Below are 14,904 nucleotides of genomic sequence, written 5' to 3'. Positions count from 1 at the left end.
TAAATTCACGGAACACATAAAAGCCAAAAGTTATACGTACCTTTGACGGGAAACGATATTCTTTCGTTTTCATTATTATACATTAAAAGACAAACACATTGTTATTCGAAGAATTAAACCTGATTGAGCCCATTTTAAAAGCGCTGCAAACAGAAGGTTATACACAACCTACCCCCATACAAGAACAATCTATCCCAACCATACTTCAAGGCAGAGACTTATTAGGATGTGCGCAAACCGGTACAGGTAAAACTGCAGCCTTTGCCATCCCTATGCTTCAGTTGCTGAGTAAGCCACATACGAATACTAAAGTTCATAAAGCCATCAAAGCATTGGTATTGACACCAACGCGGGAACTGGCTATCCAGATTGAAGAGAGCTTTAAAGCATATGGCAAAAACCTTCCGATCCGTCACCTGGTGATCTTCGGTGGTGTGGGACAAAAAGCACAAACTGATGCCCTTAACCGTGGTGTAGACATCCTGGTTGCTACTCCTGGCAGATTATTAGATTTAATGAATCAAGGTTTTATCAACCTTCGTGACATCGAGATCTTCGTTCTGGATGAAGCAGACAGAATGCTGGACATGGGTTTCATCCATGATGTTAAAAAGGTAATCGCGAAGCTTCCTGTAAAAAGACAAACCTTGTTTTTCTCGGCAACCATGCCTCAGGAAATTCAAAAACTTGCAGATACCATCCTGACAAGCCCTTTAAAAGTGGAAGTTACTCCGGTATCTTCTACCGCAGAGAAAATTAAGCAGGAGATGTATTTTGTAACCAAGAACGATAAGAAAAACTTATTGATCCATATCTTACAAGATAAAACGATCGAAACGGCATTGGTATTTACCAGAACCAAACATGGTGCAGATCGAATCGTAAAAGACCTGATCAAAGTAGGAATCAGAGCAGAAGCAATCCACGGAAATAAATCGCAAAATGCAAGACAAAGAGCATTAACGAATTTCAAAGCTAAAACAACAAGAATCCTGGTGGCAACCGATATCGCTGCCCGTGGAATTGATGTTGATGAACTTGCCCATGTGATCAACTATGAATTGCCGAACATTCCTGAAACTTATGTACACAGAATCGGTCGTACTGGTCGTGCGGGATTAAGTGGAACAGCGCTTTCTTTCTGCGATGCGGAAGAAAAAGATTTCCTTAAAGATATTGAGAAACTTATTGCACTGAAAATTCCGGTAACGGAAGATCATCCTTATGCCATGAGCTGGCAGAGCCTGATGAGCGCTGCAACGGAAAAACCTAAAGGTCAAGGCGGAAACTCCAGAGGTCAGGGTGGAAACTCCCGCGGACAAGGAAGCAGAGCAAATGGGAAGCCTGCAAGTGGTGGTCAAGGTGGAGGTCAACGTGAACCTAACCTAAGCGGTGCAAAGAGAACACCAAGCAGCGGAAGCCGCAGGTGGAGTTCTAAAAAATAAGGGGCGGAATTTTGCTCCAATCTAAAAATCAAGCATACTAATCGAAGATTGAAATCTTTTGCCCTGAAAAAGGGCAAAATTTTCTAGATCTTCTCTTAGCATACTTGATTTTTTTATTAAATGCTGTATTTCCTGAAGGGACAAACCAAACAGGGAGCTGAGTTTGGAGCAAACATATTAGGAACAGGTTTATCAAAGCAAGATTATTAAACGTAAATCTATTAGGAGCAGATTTATCAGAGCGAGCTTATTAAGCATAAATCTATCAGGAGCAGATTTCCCAAAACAAACTATTTAAGAGCCCCCCATTTTCAATTTTATTCCATTAGCTGCTATTCCCTTCTGCTAAGGGAGTGACTTCCTGTACTGCTTCAAAATTTATTTCTAAAAAAATCATTAAAAAAACATTTTTGTTAAACTTTTTTTAACATCAGACGTTAAGTATTTTCTATATCTTGTATATAGTTAAAAACAAAATCTATCAGAAAATGAAAAACTTAATGAGCAAAATGATGGCTCTTGTAATGGTTGTAGCCTTTATGGGAGCTACAGTTACCGGATGCAAAAACAAACCGAAAGATGCAGACCTGAAGACTGCAGTGGAAACAGCAATACAGGCCAATCCAAAACTGACTGCTTCCGGTGTAACCGTTGAAAAGGGAGTGGCTACGCTTTCCGGACAGGTTCCTGATGAAGCTACTAAAGAAGAACTGGGTAAAGCAGCGGCTGCAGTCCCTGGTGTAACTTCTGTAGTAAACAACCTGACTATTGCGATTACCAACGTTGAAATTGCTGCAGATAGCCCTTTGGCTATGGCGGTAAAAGATGCTACAAAAGATTTCCCAACCGTTACGGCAACTGTCGCAGATGGCGTAGTGACTTTAAAAGGAGAACTTCAAAAGGCCAATCTACAGAAACTGATGATGGCATTAAACGCATTAAAACCTAAAAAAGTCGACAATCAATTGGTGATTAAATAATTCAGGAGGAACATAAAAATGGCTTTACAAGAAAAATATAAAGAACTGATAGACGCTGCAACAGCTGCAGGCGTGAATGAATTAAACGTACGTGAGCAAGATGGTGTTTTATACATTGATGGTGCTACAAATGGTACGGTAAAACAACAGCTATGGGATACTTACGAACGCCTTGATCCCAATTACGCATCAGGTGATGTCGTGATGAATATCAACAGTGTTGCCGGCGTAGTAGAAGGCAGTAAATTAAAAGTAACTACCAACAGTTCCAACCTAAACATCCGTAAAGGTCCTAGTACCAATGATGACATCGTTGGTAAAGCAGCCAGACACGAAGTGGTTACGCTTGTAGGGAAAGAAAACGACCAATGGTGGTTGATCAAAACTGATCAGGGAGAACAAGGTTACTCATTTACCCAATACCTTACCCCTGTGGAATAAAAAACAAAATAAACCCCGGAAAAAACAGCCTTGCTATTAACGTTGGGTTTTGCTCCGGACAAAAACTGCATTCTCAGAGAAGACCTATAAATTTTTGACCCCTTCAGGGCAAAAGGTTTCAGTCTTTGAAGAGTAATGCAGTTTTTTCTTTTTTAAAAGGCTTTGCACAACTCAGCAGCACTGATATGTGCCCCTTCCAAACCATTCTTAAAATACCCTCCACAATAGTAAATTGGCCCTGTCTGATTGAGCAGATGTAATTCTGCCTGTGCCTGCATTGCAGTTACATCACAAATCAGTTGTCCTGTTTCAATTTCTCTGATGATTTTCTTTTCATCAACTACTGAACCAGCATTCAAGGAAATAAAATAATCCTGTTTCGAGGAAAACTGTTGCCCGCTATTTACCCAGTAGGTAGCAATCGAGGGGCTTTCATCGTTTTTATGTTCTGTACGATAATTCCAGTTTGCCCAGGCTGCCTTTGTCTTCGGCATAATTGCAGCGTCGGTATGTATTAATATTTTGTTCAACCCGTAACGGAATGCGGAGAGCAATCGCTCTTCATCTTTGCTCTTGTGTTTTACTATTTTATAAGACTGATCAGCGGGACAAGTCATAATCACACGATCGTACAGCCCTTTTGTACCATCTGTTGCAAGGATCTTCACTTTACCATCTTCCAGGCGCTCCACTTTTCCTACTTTTTTATTCAGCTGAATTTTATCCTTAAAAGGATGAGTCAGCAATTCCTGCCAGGATTGACTTCCCTGCATAGGTGTATATCCCTGATATCGATCGTCCTGACCGGAAAAGCCAAGACTATGAAAATGTTTGAGGATTGGAACGATGGGGAAGTCGGAAATTTGCGCCAATGGCGCGGTCAATAGTCCTGAACTTAGGGGAAGCAAAAATTTCCAAAGCAGTTCTTCGCTATATCCAAATTCTTTCCTATAGCGGGCAATGGAATAATCCTGATATTCCGGCTGATTCAGCAGCGCTGCACTGTTTTTATTAAAGCGGCGAACTTCCTTTACCAGTTTTAGAAAAGAGGGCTTAAACAGGTTGCTACGCTGTGCGAATAAATGGTTTAGGTCCGGACCCCGATATTCAAGATGCTCCGGAAGGTATTGTACACTGAAAGACAGTGCTGCTTTTTTTAGGGGGAATTTTATGGCATCAAAAAGAGCGCTTAGCTGAGGATGGTGCTGACGGTCAAATACCAGATCTCCTGCATCTATAAAAACGCGTTTTCCGGCATCTTCCACAGCGAGGGGACAGGTATATCCGCCAATATGGTCTTGTTCTTCGTAAAGGGTCAGGTCATACTTTTCATGCAGAAAATGCCCGCAGCTCATTCCTGCGAGACCGGTTCCTATGATTGCTACTTTTTCCATCAGGTATTCTTTTTAAATTCATAAAAACCGATACCTCGTTTCCCTGACCTTTAAACTTTCCGGATCCTGATGATGTGAAGCCAATGCATCACCTTCATAATCGGATAGGTTGGATCAAACTCAAACCATCGCGAGGCGAAGTTCGGGTTATTTGGTTTTTTATGGTGATTGTTCTGAAATAATTCACCCAGCATCAGGAAATCCAATGGCAATGAGTTTTTACTATGATCGTCATTATCGTGATTTGAGTAGCCATATTTATGTCCGCACCAGTTCACAATAGCACCGTGAAGCGGTCCCATTAAGAAATGAACCGGCAACAATAAGAACATCCACCATGCGGTAGCGAAGGTAACGTAAAACCAGATATAGAAAGAGATGAATACAATTCTGGTCATCCAGGAATCGCCAATCTTATCAATGAATGGCCATGACGGGTATTTATCCCTGAATTGTTCTTCAGGTTCTACATTATATTTTGAGTAATTGAGGTAGATATTTTTTGTTTTGATCATCATTCCCCAAACATCTTTTACAAAATGTGGAGAGTGCGGATCCTTTTCGGTATCACTAAATGCATGGTGCATGCGGTGTAAAATGGCATAGGCCCTTGGATTTAAGAAAGAGGATCCCTGCGACAGGAAAGTAATGGCATAGAAAAATTTCTCCCAAAAACCATTCATTTTGAACATCTTATGTGAAGCATAGCGGTGTAAAAAGAAAGTTTGTGAAAATAGAGAGAGGAACCAGTGTAAAAGAAAGAAAACTAAAATGATCATATTTATTGGTATACGTACGGCTATTAGATTTATACGGATGTTTGGACGGTAAAAATAGCAAAAAAAATCCCGTAAAAGTTTTACCAATACGGGATTATATCTTAGATCACCTGATTTTACCTGCCGAAGTCGTCCTGCACCCTTACGATATCGCTTTCGTCAGAAGGGTTTGCCGGATCAGTATGTTGCCAGATTTCAGAAACGATTCCCCAATCCTCCAGACCGATCAGACGGTGTCTTTCGCCTTGTTTTAACTTGATCGTTTGTGCTGGTGCCAATTGCTGAACATCACCTTGCTCATCAGTTTCGCTGGTACTTACGCCTACCGTACCGTTGACCACTCTCCATATTTCTGCACGACGGTGGTGATATTGCCACGAAAGACGTGTTTTAGGAGCTACAATTAATATTTTAGGACTCAGTTTACCTGAGATCTTCAGCTCATCAACATTTAATCCGTCAAAATAAACATTGGCAAACTGCTGCGCCTGGTCTTCATCGATCACAAAAAATCCTCCCCATGGGCGGGTTTCATCACGATTAACCACATTAAATCCTTCAATCTTTAAGCGTTGAGCTACGCCATCGAATATTTCTTTTTTCTGATCTGACATTTTGTTCTGATATTTTACATGCCAAATATAATAATATCGCTGTAAAATGAAACTCCTGATCAGGGGATTAAGACAGCCGGCTAATTTCCAGCAAGTCTTCATTCAGTGCTACGATCAGGTCATAGAGCAGTGCTACATTCTTATCATCGCTATCTATTTTCTGATCGAGAATCTCATAATAGCGCTCATGAAACTCCTCATAAGTTTCATCGGGAACATCAATCACCATCAGTTCAAGCTGACAACTCGTGTGGTACAGCATCTGTGCCATGGACAGATAAACACCAGGCAAGTTATCCAGCAGATCAGCGTAAGTCTGGCTTCCCCAGTCCATCAGGTAGCAATAATAATTATCTGAGGCCAGCAAATTATATTCCTCGTTGCCTAAAACCTCCATTTCATCCAGGTTATTGATCAGAAAATAGGTGCTTAAGCATTGGAGGGTCTTATCTACAGAGGACAGCAATAGCTTGACCACCTCATCATCGACTGATCTGAGCAATTCATAATCGGTATCAGAATTCGAATCTGCATCTACCAATCCTTTCAGGTCGGAAAGCTCCTTCTCATAAGCAAGAAGAAAACCATTTTTACAAAACTCATTGATCGCAAAGCTCAGTACATGCGGTACGATCCCTTTAATTGCATCTTCCAAAATTCCCCCCTTTCGAATATTTAAGTTTTTAAAGCTAAAAAATCTAATGTCATAACAAAACAGAAATGAGAAGAATTAATTTTTTCATGATACCTTTAATCATGGAATATGAAATCTCAGATATTGTAATCATCTACATCAGAAATCAGTTCAACCCCTTCCTGAATATTGGAGATCGGATTTATTACAAAGTTGAGACCGGGCTCCCACACCCCGTAGCAGACTGTCTAATTACCCACCTCGATTTATATTATCAGTATGAGCTAAAAGAAGATCCCAGTATGACAAATAGATTTTATTACGAAATACAGTCCCTCAATTGTCATAGTAGTGTTTAATTTCAATTCATTAAAACTTTCTTATAATGAAGTCCGTTATAGTCATAGTTTGTTTGGTTTAGGTTGGTCTGTGGTGGGCCAACCATCAATTAACAGGGATACCTCTCCAAGGTTTATCCCTGTTTTCTTTTTACAGCTTTTGTAAATAAAAAAGCCCTTTCCGGGCATACAGTTAAGTGTGCACAAAAAGGGCTTTATCATATTCGGGAAAGCTGACTATTTTTCCAGCAGCTTTTTAATTCTTTTAACAATATAATCAATATCGAATGGTTTGCTGATGTAATCATCCGCGCCGGCAGAAATGCTGAGTTCTTTATTCTGATCATTTGCAGACATCACAATGATTGGAATGTGTTTAGTAAAAAGATCTGATTTCAGGTCTTTACAAATTTCAGCACCGTCACCATCCGGCAACATGACATCTAAAATGAATAAATCAGGAACAGAATCTTTCAATTTCTCTTTTAATTCAGTAAAAGTAGACGAAAGCTGTAATTCATACCCCTCATCTTTAAGTAAAACACCAATTATATATCTGATATCTTCATCGTCTTCAAGTACATGTATTCTTTTGATCATTTTTAATTGTTTTAAATGGAACTTCACCGGAGTACTAGCAACAATTTTGCCATAGATTGCAAAATGGAGTGTAATTGTTACGATAATCCGATTAACATAAAAAACAAGATTAGTTTTTCAAGTCAACATTCTTTGTAGAAACATTTATTTTGGTAATGATTTCATCCAGTTCCAAGGCCGACCGTTCCAGCATTTCAAGTAAGGAAATATCTGTCTGATTGCGTTCAGCATCAGCTTTCAGCAAATTAAGAATGCCAGCGATATTGCTTACCGGCCTGCGAAGTTCATGTGAATTTTTCCAGGCAATATCTTTGAGCATCTGATTTTTACGCAACAAACGTTGCTCATAATTCTTCCGCAGGGTAATATCCCTTAATGCACCCACCATCTTCTTTGCCTGCCCATCTTTGTCCAATAAAATAAACGCCTGATTGGAAACATATTTATAAGTTCCATCGGCACAGGCAAGCCGATATTCACAGCGCCAGGAATTGCTGAGCTGCGCCAGAGATTCTTCCATGCTCTGCTCTACCCGCTCCCTGTCGTCAGGATGAATTTTACTCAGGATCCATTCTCTGGTATTTTCAGAAAGCTCGGCTGTATATCCAAAAATTTCTGTAAAGCCATTCATCCAATCCAGTTGGTCTGTCCCGGGACAATATTCCCAGATCACATCATTAGTCACACTCGTTACCGTCTCATAGACATCCAACAGCTCCTTAATGCGCTCTTCTGCTTTAACATGCCGCTCTATATCAACCGCTATTACAGTATAAGCTGGTTTCCCCTGAAATACGGTGCTATGATGAGAAATCAGCATATGAAAAACATCTCCGTTTTTCTTTTTATGCAACCAGACTCCCGATGCCCTGCCTTCCGGATGTTCTGAATTCAGGTATTCTTCCAGTTTAGCCCGTTCTTCTGTCGGCCGCAGGTCAAGTGCCGTCATTTCTAAAAGCTCTCTCCTGCTATAGCCATATTTTCTGACCATCACTTCGTTCACCTCCATCAGCCGGTAACTGCTTCGGTCTAGTACGTAAATGGCCGCAATGGAGCCTTCAAAAAGTTGCTTATAACTTTTCTCTACACTGGAAAGACTTCTACGGTGCATTTCGATCAACAGAAACAGAATCAGACCAGAAACGATTAGAAAAATGATGTTCTTATAATCATACAGAAAGCTCATGTCCTCTCCTGGAGTACGCTCATCCAGTCTTTCTATCCAATGACTGCCCAGATTTAACCAGACCGCTCCCAGGGCAATATAGATGATCGTAATAAAGGCTGATTTTTTCCGCATGTTGAATTCCGTTTAACTCCCTTCTATCAATGTCAGGCCATGATACATTTCTTCCAGCATCTCTGCGGGTTTTACATTAATTGCCAACGCAATCAAATAAAGCTCTTCTGCTCTGAGCTTGGAGGTTTCCGTTAGTGTCAACTCATTCATTCTTGCCCGCGTCAACCCCGTCTTTCTTGCGATCTCCGCCTTATTTACAGAACGCGGTGCTAAATAATCTCCCAGTTTAGTCATAAAATGTATAGATTTTTTAAACATTAATACAGATAAATATATAAATGACTAAGATAATCTATACTATAATTGGTTAAATTGATCTATTATCCATACGTTTGTATAGATAATCTATACAAATCTCATTTCTTAACCCTCAAATATGAAAGAAGAAAACAAAAAACCGGTCACGCTAACTTTTACTGCGCGCATGTCGGCTTTGCATCTGGCCATGCTATATAGCTTTATGATTAAAAGAATCGCCAAGGGCTACTCCACAGCGGAGGCGTCCTTTTTAATGGGCTATCACATAGATTTCATCAAACAAAAGGAAGAGCTAAAAAGTATAGGCTTCTCTTTTGAAGATATACATTGTTTCAGATCTGCGATGGAGGAAATTTCTTTAAGGGCCATGACTCCCGGATTTGAACACCAGAATTACACAAAGAATTATCTCCTGACAAAGCATATCGAAGGCCCCAGGATTGAACATAAGATGTTTCGTATAGAAGAGGACAAGTCTGAGGCGCTGGTTTTCCAGCTCCTGGAAGAGAACCCTGCCTACATCAGATATCAGACTGCAGAAAAGGAAAATGCTGCAGAAGTAAAGGCCATTTTAAATGTTCTTTTTGAAGGCCGGTTGTTTTTCAGCCCCCAAACTCCTTTGGTCATTTATCAGCGTTGCCGCAGTGCCATAGGCAATGAAAGTATCGAACCCCGGTATATACAGACCGCATTGTCAGAGCTCACCAAGAAAAACGATTTCCCAAAACTCAAAAGAATCAGATCAAACGAATATGGCTGCAGGTATGAGAAAGTATTTGAATAACCATAACACATCATTCATGAAAAAAGACAACCCCGGATTGACCATTCCTCTGGAATTTAAAATTGCCTGTGCCACTTATCATTTAGCCGTACCAGAAGTATTGCAGCTGTTCATAGATCACATTTCCTTCTACGATTCCCTAAGTCATAAATCAAATGATGGTTACCGCTTTGCCACAAATACTTTGTTAAGTCACCCTCATCCACCCATTGAGGGGGTCAGCCCCGCTTTTGAAACCAATAGGAATGCTATCATAAAATACGTCAGGGAGATTGTTCAAATGAGCGTAAGGCCGAGAACCCCAGAAAATAAAAGAAGAAAGATGTGCATCCCCATTGTAAAAAAGATTTTCAACCTCATGGAGCCTAAAGTCACCACGTCACGAACCCTGGAGCTTGACGAAGTAAATACCCTTCAGCTGGGGATCGACTTTTCCATCATGTGTGAAACCCACAATTGCAGGCCGGAAGTATACCTTCAACATTTTATGGATCAGATCTCCCTTCCGGAAACACATGCCCGAATTGGCTTACATCATCTATTAGAAAACCATGCCATGGCCTTTTTCTACCAGGCCATTACCAAATGTAATGCCCTCCACAGCAGCCCTTCCCATAAAGCCCTGCAGGTCGAATTTATCGACCATATCCAGGAACTGCACCTTCACTTATTTATTGTTCGCAGTGTGGAGAAACGACGCGAAAAATACTACAAATTATACGACAATTATTACCACAAGCTCATTCACTCCGTTTAAAATAAATCAGAAATTATGGACCTTAATTTAAAAGTCAGTCTTCCGGAAGACTTCAGTATGCTGTGCGACTTGTTTCAGGTTGACCCTGAAATGATTATTCAAAAATTCATCAACAGGGTCTCCTTTCCCTTTTACTATAGCAGGCCAGATGGCAATGAACGCTGGGCCACGCTATTCTTTCTGAATGAGATCATGGAAGGCAGTCCCCAGATTCAGGCAGAGCTTCCTTTTCATGAGCCTTTTATGGATGCACTTGCAGAAGTGGTCTTTAAACACCTGGACGACGGAAACAAAAACGCAGAAAAAGTAGAGATTGCAGGGAGGAAAGTCATGAAGAAATGGCATAGACAGATCCTGGCTGCAAGAAAGAAATAACACCACCCGTCGTCCTGCATTGATTTCGGGATGACGGGAAACAATTGTTGCTTCCGACATTCATAATTATACTAGATTTGTACAATGGAGCCTTCAATTCATACTTCAGGAAGGGCAAAAACAATCAGGTCCTGGGTCCTCTTATACTTTGACAGCTTATATTCCTGGGCTTTTTATAAAACCTCAAATAAAGAATCCGCAGAAGACCTCGTTCAGGAAACTTTCCTGGTGGCCCTGAAATCATTTGATCAGTTTGAAGGAAAATCAACTCCAAAATCATGGCTATTTGGAATTTTAAGGCATAAAATCACAGATTATCACCGCCAAAAATATAAGGATCCCAGCATCGCAATACTTACAACAATTGAAAATGGATCCGATGCACTTTTCGACAAATTATTCAATGTCCATGGAGAATGGAATCCAGGAGAAAGCCCCCAACCATGGCAGGAAGAAACTGTGCATCTTTTAGACGATCCTGATTTTAATACAACGCTTCAGGACTGCATGAAGAAATTACCCTTAAAGTGGTTTTCGGCAGTTCAGTTAAAATTTCTGGAAGAAAAAAAACCAGAACAAGTGTGTCAGGAATTGGGAGTTACGCCGACTAATTACTGGCAAATCATCCATAGGGCAAAGTTGCAACTCAGAAAGTGTTTACAGATCAACTGGTTTAACGGATAGCGAAAATGAAGAAAAAAATCATACACCTGATCTTACTTTCCTGCACAAGGGCGACAGAATTAATAGAGAAGAAATCCCTGTTTGGCTTATCATGGATAGAAAGGCTGCAATTACGCCTTCATACCAATATCTGTGATGGCTGTACCATTTATCAGCAGCAAAGCATCTTACTCGACAAAGTTATTCAAGCCCAGGTCATCAATTTTGATGAGTTAAGCCTCCTTCCTCAGCTTAAGAATGAGGACTTAAAGCAAAGCATTCTTTTAAGTCTGGACAAAGTATCCGACTAACCTGCTTACAAAAAAATATGCCTTGATGACCTGATGGGGTCACCAAGGCATTTGAGTTATTTCGCCTTGATCCAGGTGGCAATATCATTCACCAATACTTCTGAAACACTGACCGGTATTCCATATTGCACCATATTTCCCTTTTCTTTTTGGGGACTCAACAAATGGTTCAGATCAGGGTATAATTTCAGTGTCACGTTCTTTTTCTTACCTAAAGCTGCATTCCAGATTTGATAATCCTGTGTAGATACCTGAAAATCGAAGCCTCCCTGTACAATCATCATCTTCTGTTTGACCAACTTTTTCGCTGTTCCAACCTGATCATAAAGATTTAAATCAACCCAGTAAGCTGCCGGTAAGCCCAACAGTAAAGAATCGGGTTTAACCAGGCCAAGTTTGGTGATTCTGGTTTTTGCAGTTTCCTTTAAAGCTTCTTCCAGCTGTTTCTTTACTGCGCCTGTAGTATCTTTCACCTGTGAGGCCGAATACCTGTTTTGGTCGTCAATAATATCCGTTAATTTTCTTGCCGGAGCTGCTGCCATGATCAGGCCATTAAGATCCGGAGCCAATGTAGCCAGCTTTGGTGCCAGCATACCTCCCATGCTATGTCCAAACAGGTAAATTTTCTTTTTATCTGCTCCGGGAATTGTCCTCGCCAATGCAATTGCCGCCAGGGCATCATCTGTTACTTCTTCCTTAACCGTAAATATTTTAGTAAACTCACCTGCATAGGCAAGCGTCCTTTTCACATAACGGATACTGGCTATACCTTTGGTTGCTAAACCCGCAGCAAGATCTTTAAAGGGCTTATTTGGCCCTACAGTCTCATCCATATCACTTGGACCGGAACCATGCAGCAAAACAACAATCGGGAAGTTGGTCCCTTTTGCCGGAGTGGTTAATACACCTACCAGGCTATGCCCGGCGGTCTTAATATAAATCTCTTTTTCTTTATAGGCATTTGTATCTGCGTAAGCAGGTCTCAAATACGATTGCTGGTTAGATTTCTGTCTTGGAAAAAGCCCCACCATTTTCTCGCTCTTATTAAAGACCAATAAAAAGCCCTGGGTTTCCTTTTCGAATTTAACATCTACAGAAACGGCAAAAAACTCACCTTCCGCTTTACTTTGAATGACATCAGTACTCAATACCTTTCCATAATTTGTGTGCAGGTTTTTCCAGATCGCTTCCAGATTCTCCGTGGTAATTTTAGACTGGGCGCTTTCATCAAAAAAAGCATATGCTTCCGTAAATTTCTCCTGTTCCATCAGCTTAAAGAAGTCGTCTGAGCGATTAAACAAGGACAATACGCCTTGTGAAAACCCTGTTATGCTAAGAAACAGGGCAAAAAACAATAAAATAATTTTCTTCATGTAATTGCGGTCGTAATTATAGATTATTATGGTTGCTAAGAAACCAAAGTTAGCATTATTTGATTCCCTTTCGGAGAATTCACTGTAACAAAAAAAGGGTCATAAAGACCCTTTTTCCATATCATATTTCCTGTTTAATTGTATCCGGAGTTTTGTTTTAGTATTCCCTGGCTACGATCAATCTGATTTTGCGGAATCGGGAAATACTCGTCCCGGTCTTCCATAACCACTGGCTTCAGGTAAGGAAAATAATCTCCTTCAAACTGGAAATAACTATCCAGCGTTCGCTTTGCAATCCCCCAGCGCACCAGGTCATAAAATCGATGTCCTTCCAAAGCAAGTTCCAGTCTGCGCTCCATGCGTACTGCATTTCTCGCATAGTCCTGATTTGGGAACGAAAGGTAAGGATTTACCTGATAGACAGCGACATTTACCCCTCCTACTTGCTTTGCCGGTAACTTTGCAGCCCTGGCACGTACCTGGTTGACCAGCATTAAGGCCTTTGGTACACTCCCAGCTTCCACTTCACATTCTGCAGCCATCAGGTACACATCCGCCAAACGGATGATATTTACATTCAGACCCGTCACATTGGTATTTCCAGGACCTGTCCCACTGGAAACCTGTGAAGCGTCTATTACATTTTTATAGGCTACAAAAGGCCCTCCATTAGAAGGTTCACGGATCCAGGAATCGCCCTGCATCACTCCCCAATCATGAAAAGGGACACCTCTTCTCCCCATGGTATAGTCCATGCGGGGATCTACCCTGAGACTTTTGTCCAACTCATATGCCTTCTTCTCTGCATCGCTAAGGCCAAAATCAGACTTATAAGGGTTAGTTCTGTAATCCTGCGCTACCAGGTAAGGCAATCCTGCGGCATCCACTTTAAAAGCATTGGCCAGATCTATAGAAGGCTGGAAAAATCCACAACAGGTAATCGGCAAGCCGTTCCCATAAGGGAAATTTAGAATGTCGCCAACATTTCCATTTTCTCCTCCCGTACCATCTGCTCCAACCGAATGCTGGACCGCAAAGATCGCCTCCGGTCCATTCTCTGTAGTGATGTCAAAATTATTGGTATAAGGTAAAGTTTCAAGCTGTGGTCTCGCAGCGATTACCGCATTCAGCAAAGGCAAAGCATCCAAATATTTCTTTTGATACAAATAAACCTTTCCTAAATACGCCTGTGCGACTACTTTGTTGACCCTTGTGACCGGATCTTTTGAAGTTACAATACCCAGGTTGTCTACTCCAAACTTGAGGTCATTCACAATAGCCGGATAAATATCAGGTGTATTGTCTACCGCCACTGTCGTCGTCGTTTCAGTAATTAAGGGTACATTTTTAAAAATTCTGGCCAGAAAGAAATAATAGTGCGCACGTAAAACCCGCGCTTCCGCCTGAATTTCTATGGCCCTTGCTTCCTGGAACTTTTTATCTCCGGCTTGCACAATGTTTAAAAACTTCAAAGTATTGTTACAGCGCAGGATTCCTTCAAAGCATCGGACCCATACGTTCTCCAGGTTATCATTGGTACTTGTTGGCGCATGTCTTTCCAATAAATTCATATTGGGCTGATCGCCGTTATCACTTCCTTTATGTGCATTATCTGAGGTAACTTCTCCCAGTAACCACTGACTTGGTGCCGCGCCGTAATTTCCGAAAGTACCGTTCACATTTCCATTCAAAAGAGAATAGGCACCCGTCAGAAATCCTTCGACCCCTTCCTGAGTTTCCAACTGTTCACCAACTAATTCTCCCTGGGGATTCTTTTCCAGAAAAGACTTACTGCAACCCATTGCGGTAAGCAGGAATATGCTGAATATTATATAATTAATCTTTTTCATATGAATAT

Annotated in this window: 17 protein-coding genes; 8 read left to right on the top strand and 9 right to left on the bottom strand. The window is 41.0% G+C overall.

Annotated features, from left to right (window positions below; genetic code table 11):
• The first annotated feature begins 98 nt into the window (after positions 1-98).
• The 3 genes from AAFF35_RS02255 (at position 99) to AAFF35_RS02245 (ending at position 2,866) form a co-directional block, all read left to right on the top strand.
• Positions 99-1,445 carry a DEAD/DEAH box helicase gene (locus AAFF35_RS02255; protein ID WP_342330689.1) on the top strand — a complete coding sequence of 449 codons (1,347 nt, stop codon included), beginning with the start codon at positions 99-101 and terminating at the stop codon, positions 1,443-1,445.
• 488 nt (positions 1,446-1,933) lie between these two features.
• Positions 1,934-2,425 (top strand): BON domain-containing protein, encoded by a 492-nt coding sequence (locus AAFF35_RS02250; RefSeq protein WP_342330688.1) that lies wholly within the window; start codon positions 1,934-1,936, stop codon positions 2,423-2,425.
• An 18-nt stretch (positions 2,426-2,443) separates the two neighbouring features.
• Positions 2,444-2,866, top strand: coding sequence for an SH3 domain-containing protein (locus AAFF35_RS02245; protein ID WP_342330687.1), 423 nt, complete (start codon positions 2,444-2,446; stop codon positions 2,864-2,866).
• Between the two features lie 152 nt (positions 2,867-3,018).
• Here the strand turns inward: AAFF35_RS02245 and AAFF35_RS02240 are convergent, their stop codons facing one another.
• The 7 genes from AAFF35_RS02240 to AAFF35_RS02210 all read right to left on the bottom strand — a co-directional run bounded on the left by AAFF35_RS02240 (position 3,019) and on the right by AAFF35_RS02210 (position 8,759).
• A complete protein-coding gene (locus AAFF35_RS02240) occupies positions 3,019-4,260 on the bottom strand; it encodes an FAD-dependent oxidoreductase (RefSeq protein ID WP_342330686.1) in 1,242 nt (413 codons plus the stop codon).
• Positions 4,261-4,310: 50 nt separating this feature from the next.
• Entirely contained in the window at positions 4,311-5,039 is a 729-nt protein-coding gene (locus AAFF35_RS02235) for an acyl-CoA desaturase (RefSeq protein WP_342330685.1), read from the bottom strand.
• Between the two features lie 116 nt (positions 5,040-5,155).
• Entirely contained in the window at positions 5,156-5,653 is a 498-nt protein-coding gene (locus AAFF35_RS02230; protein ID WP_342330684.1) for a phosphoheptose isomerase, read from the bottom strand.
• 67 nt (positions 5,654-5,720) lie between these two features.
• Positions 5,721-6,308 carry a hypothetical protein gene (locus tag AAFF35_RS02225; RefSeq protein ID WP_342330683.1) on the bottom strand — a complete coding sequence of 196 codons (588 nt, stop codon included), beginning with the start codon at positions 6,306-6,308 and terminating at the stop codon, positions 5,721-5,723.
• A gap of 554 nt (positions 6,309-6,862) precedes the next feature.
• On the bottom strand, positions 6,863-7,225 hold the full coding sequence (locus AAFF35_RS02220; RefSeq protein WP_342330682.1) for a response regulator transcription factor: 363 nt from the start codon (positions 7,223-7,225) through the stop codon (positions 6,863-6,865).
• A 109-nt stretch (positions 7,226-7,334) separates the two neighbouring features.
• Entirely contained in the window at positions 7,335-8,525 is a 1,191-nt protein-coding gene (locus AAFF35_RS02215) for a PAS domain S-box protein (protein ID WP_342330681.1), read from the bottom strand.
• A 12-nt stretch (positions 8,526-8,537) separates the two neighbouring features.
• Entirely contained in the window at positions 8,538-8,759 is a 222-nt protein-coding gene (locus AAFF35_RS02210; protein ID WP_342330680.1) for a helix-turn-helix transcriptional regulator, read from the bottom strand.
• Between the two features lie 142 nt (positions 8,760-8,901).
• Between AAFF35_RS02210 and AAFF35_RS02205 the strand changes: the two genes are divergently transcribed.
• The 5 genes from AAFF35_RS02205 (at position 8,902) to AAFF35_RS02185 (ending at position 11,673) form a co-directional block, all read left to right on the top strand.
• Positions 8,902-9,567, top strand: a complete 666-nt coding sequence (locus AAFF35_RS02205) for a hypothetical protein (protein ID WP_342330679.1) — start codon at positions 8,902-8,904, stop codon at positions 9,565-9,567.
• A 16-nt stretch (positions 9,568-9,583) separates the two neighbouring features.
• Entirely contained in the window at positions 9,584-10,324 is a 741-nt protein-coding gene (locus AAFF35_RS02200; protein WP_342330678.1) for a hypothetical protein, read from the top strand.
• A gap of 15 nt (positions 10,325-10,339) precedes the next feature.
• Positions 10,340-10,699 carry a hypothetical protein gene (locus tag AAFF35_RS02195; protein ID WP_342330677.1) on the top strand — a complete coding sequence of 120 codons (360 nt, stop codon included), beginning with the start codon at positions 10,340-10,342 and terminating at the stop codon, positions 10,697-10,699.
• Positions 10,700-10,783: 84 nt separating this feature from the next.
• Positions 10,784-11,383 (top strand): sigma-70 family RNA polymerase sigma factor, encoded by a 600-nt coding sequence (locus AAFF35_RS02190; protein WP_342330676.1) that lies wholly within the window; start codon positions 10,784-10,786, stop codon positions 11,381-11,383.
• Between the two features lie 5 nt (positions 11,384-11,388).
• The gene (locus AAFF35_RS02185) at positions 11,389-11,673 is read left to right on the top strand and encodes a hypothetical protein (RefSeq protein ID WP_342330675.1); all 285 of its coding nucleotides are present in this window, start codon (positions 11,389-11,391) and stop codon (positions 11,671-11,673) included.
• A 56-nt stretch (positions 11,674-11,729) separates the two neighbouring features.
• Here AAFF35_RS02185 and AAFF35_RS02180 read toward each other — a convergent pair whose 3' ends face one another.
• Positions 11,730-13,046, bottom strand: coding sequence for a DUF3887 domain-containing protein (locus tag AAFF35_RS02180; RefSeq protein WP_342330674.1), 1,317 nt, complete (start codon positions 13,044-13,046; stop codon positions 11,730-11,732).
• Between the two features lie 134 nt (positions 13,047-13,180).
• Positions 13,181-14,896 carry a RagB/SusD family nutrient uptake outer membrane protein gene (locus AAFF35_RS02175; RefSeq protein WP_342330673.1) on the bottom strand — a complete coding sequence of 572 codons (1,716 nt, stop codon included), beginning with the start codon at positions 14,894-14,896 and terminating at the stop codon, positions 13,181-13,183.
• Positions 14,897-14,904: the final 8 nt, after the last annotated feature.

The sequence above is a fragment of the Pedobacter sp. FW305-3-2-15-E-R2A2 genome, from assembly GCF_038446955.1.
GTDB lineage: Bacteria > Bacteroidota > Bacteroidia > Sphingobacteriales > Sphingobacteriaceae > Pedobacter.
Note: the sequence above shows the minus strand (reverse complement) of the source record. Positions and strands in the feature narration are given on the sequence as shown.

Bases quoted from the DNA above. Each gene is read 5' to 3' on its own strand.
- AAFF35_RS02250 (WP_342330688.1), top strand. From the start codon at position 1,934: ATGAAAAACTTAATGAGCAAAATGATGGCTCTTGTAATGGTTGTAGCC.
- AAFF35_RS02245 (WP_342330687.1), top strand. From the start codon at position 2,444: ATGGCTTTACAAGAAAAATATAAAGAACTGATAGACGCTGCAACAGCT.
- AAFF35_RS02240 (WP_342330686.1), bottom strand. From the start codon at position 4,260: ATGGAAAAAGTAGCAATCATAGGAACCGGTCTCGCAGGAATGAGCTGC.
- AAFF35_RS02235 (WP_342330685.1), bottom strand. From the start codon at position 5,039: ATGATCATTTTAGTTTTCTTTCTTTTACACTGGTTCCTCTCTCTATTT.
- AAFF35_RS02230 (WP_342330684.1), bottom strand. From the start codon at position 5,653: ATGTCAGATCAGAAAAAAGAAATATTCGATGGCGTAGCTCAACGCTTA.
- AAFF35_RS02220 (WP_342330682.1), bottom strand. From the start codon at position 7,225: ATGATCAAAAGAATACATGTACTTGAAGACGATGAAGATATCAGATAT.
- AAFF35_RS02215 (WP_342330681.1), bottom strand. From the start codon at position 8,525: ATGCGGAAAAAATCAGCCTTTATTACGATCATCTATATTGCCCTGGGA.
- AAFF35_RS02210 (WP_342330680.1), bottom strand. From the start codon at position 8,759: ATGACTAAACTGGGAGATTATTTAGCACCGCGTTCTGTAAATAAGGCG.
- AAFF35_RS02205 (WP_342330679.1), top strand. From the start codon at position 8,902: ATGAAAGAAGAAAACAAAAAACCGGTCACGCTAACTTTTACTGCGCGC.
- AAFF35_RS02200 (WP_342330678.1), top strand. From the start codon at position 9,584: ATGAAAAAAGACAACCCCGGATTGACCATTCCTCTGGAATTTAAAATT.
- AAFF35_RS02195 (WP_342330677.1), top strand. From the start codon at position 10,340: ATGGACCTTAATTTAAAAGTCAGTCTTCCGGAAGACTTCAGTATGCTG.
- AAFF35_RS02190 (WP_342330676.1), top strand. From the start codon at position 10,784: ATGGAGCCTTCAATTCATACTTCAGGAAGGGCAAAAACAATCAGGTCC.
- AAFF35_RS02185 (WP_342330675.1), top strand. From the start codon at position 11,389: ATGAAGAAAAAAATCATACACCTGATCTTACTTTCCTGCACAAGGGCG.
- AAFF35_RS02180 (WP_342330674.1), bottom strand. From the start codon at position 13,046: ATGAAGAAAATTATTTTATTGTTTTTTGCCCTGTTTCTTAGCATAACA.
- AAFF35_RS02175 (WP_342330673.1), bottom strand. From the start codon at position 14,896: ATGAAAAAGATTAATTATATAATATTCAGCATATTCCTGCTTACCGCA.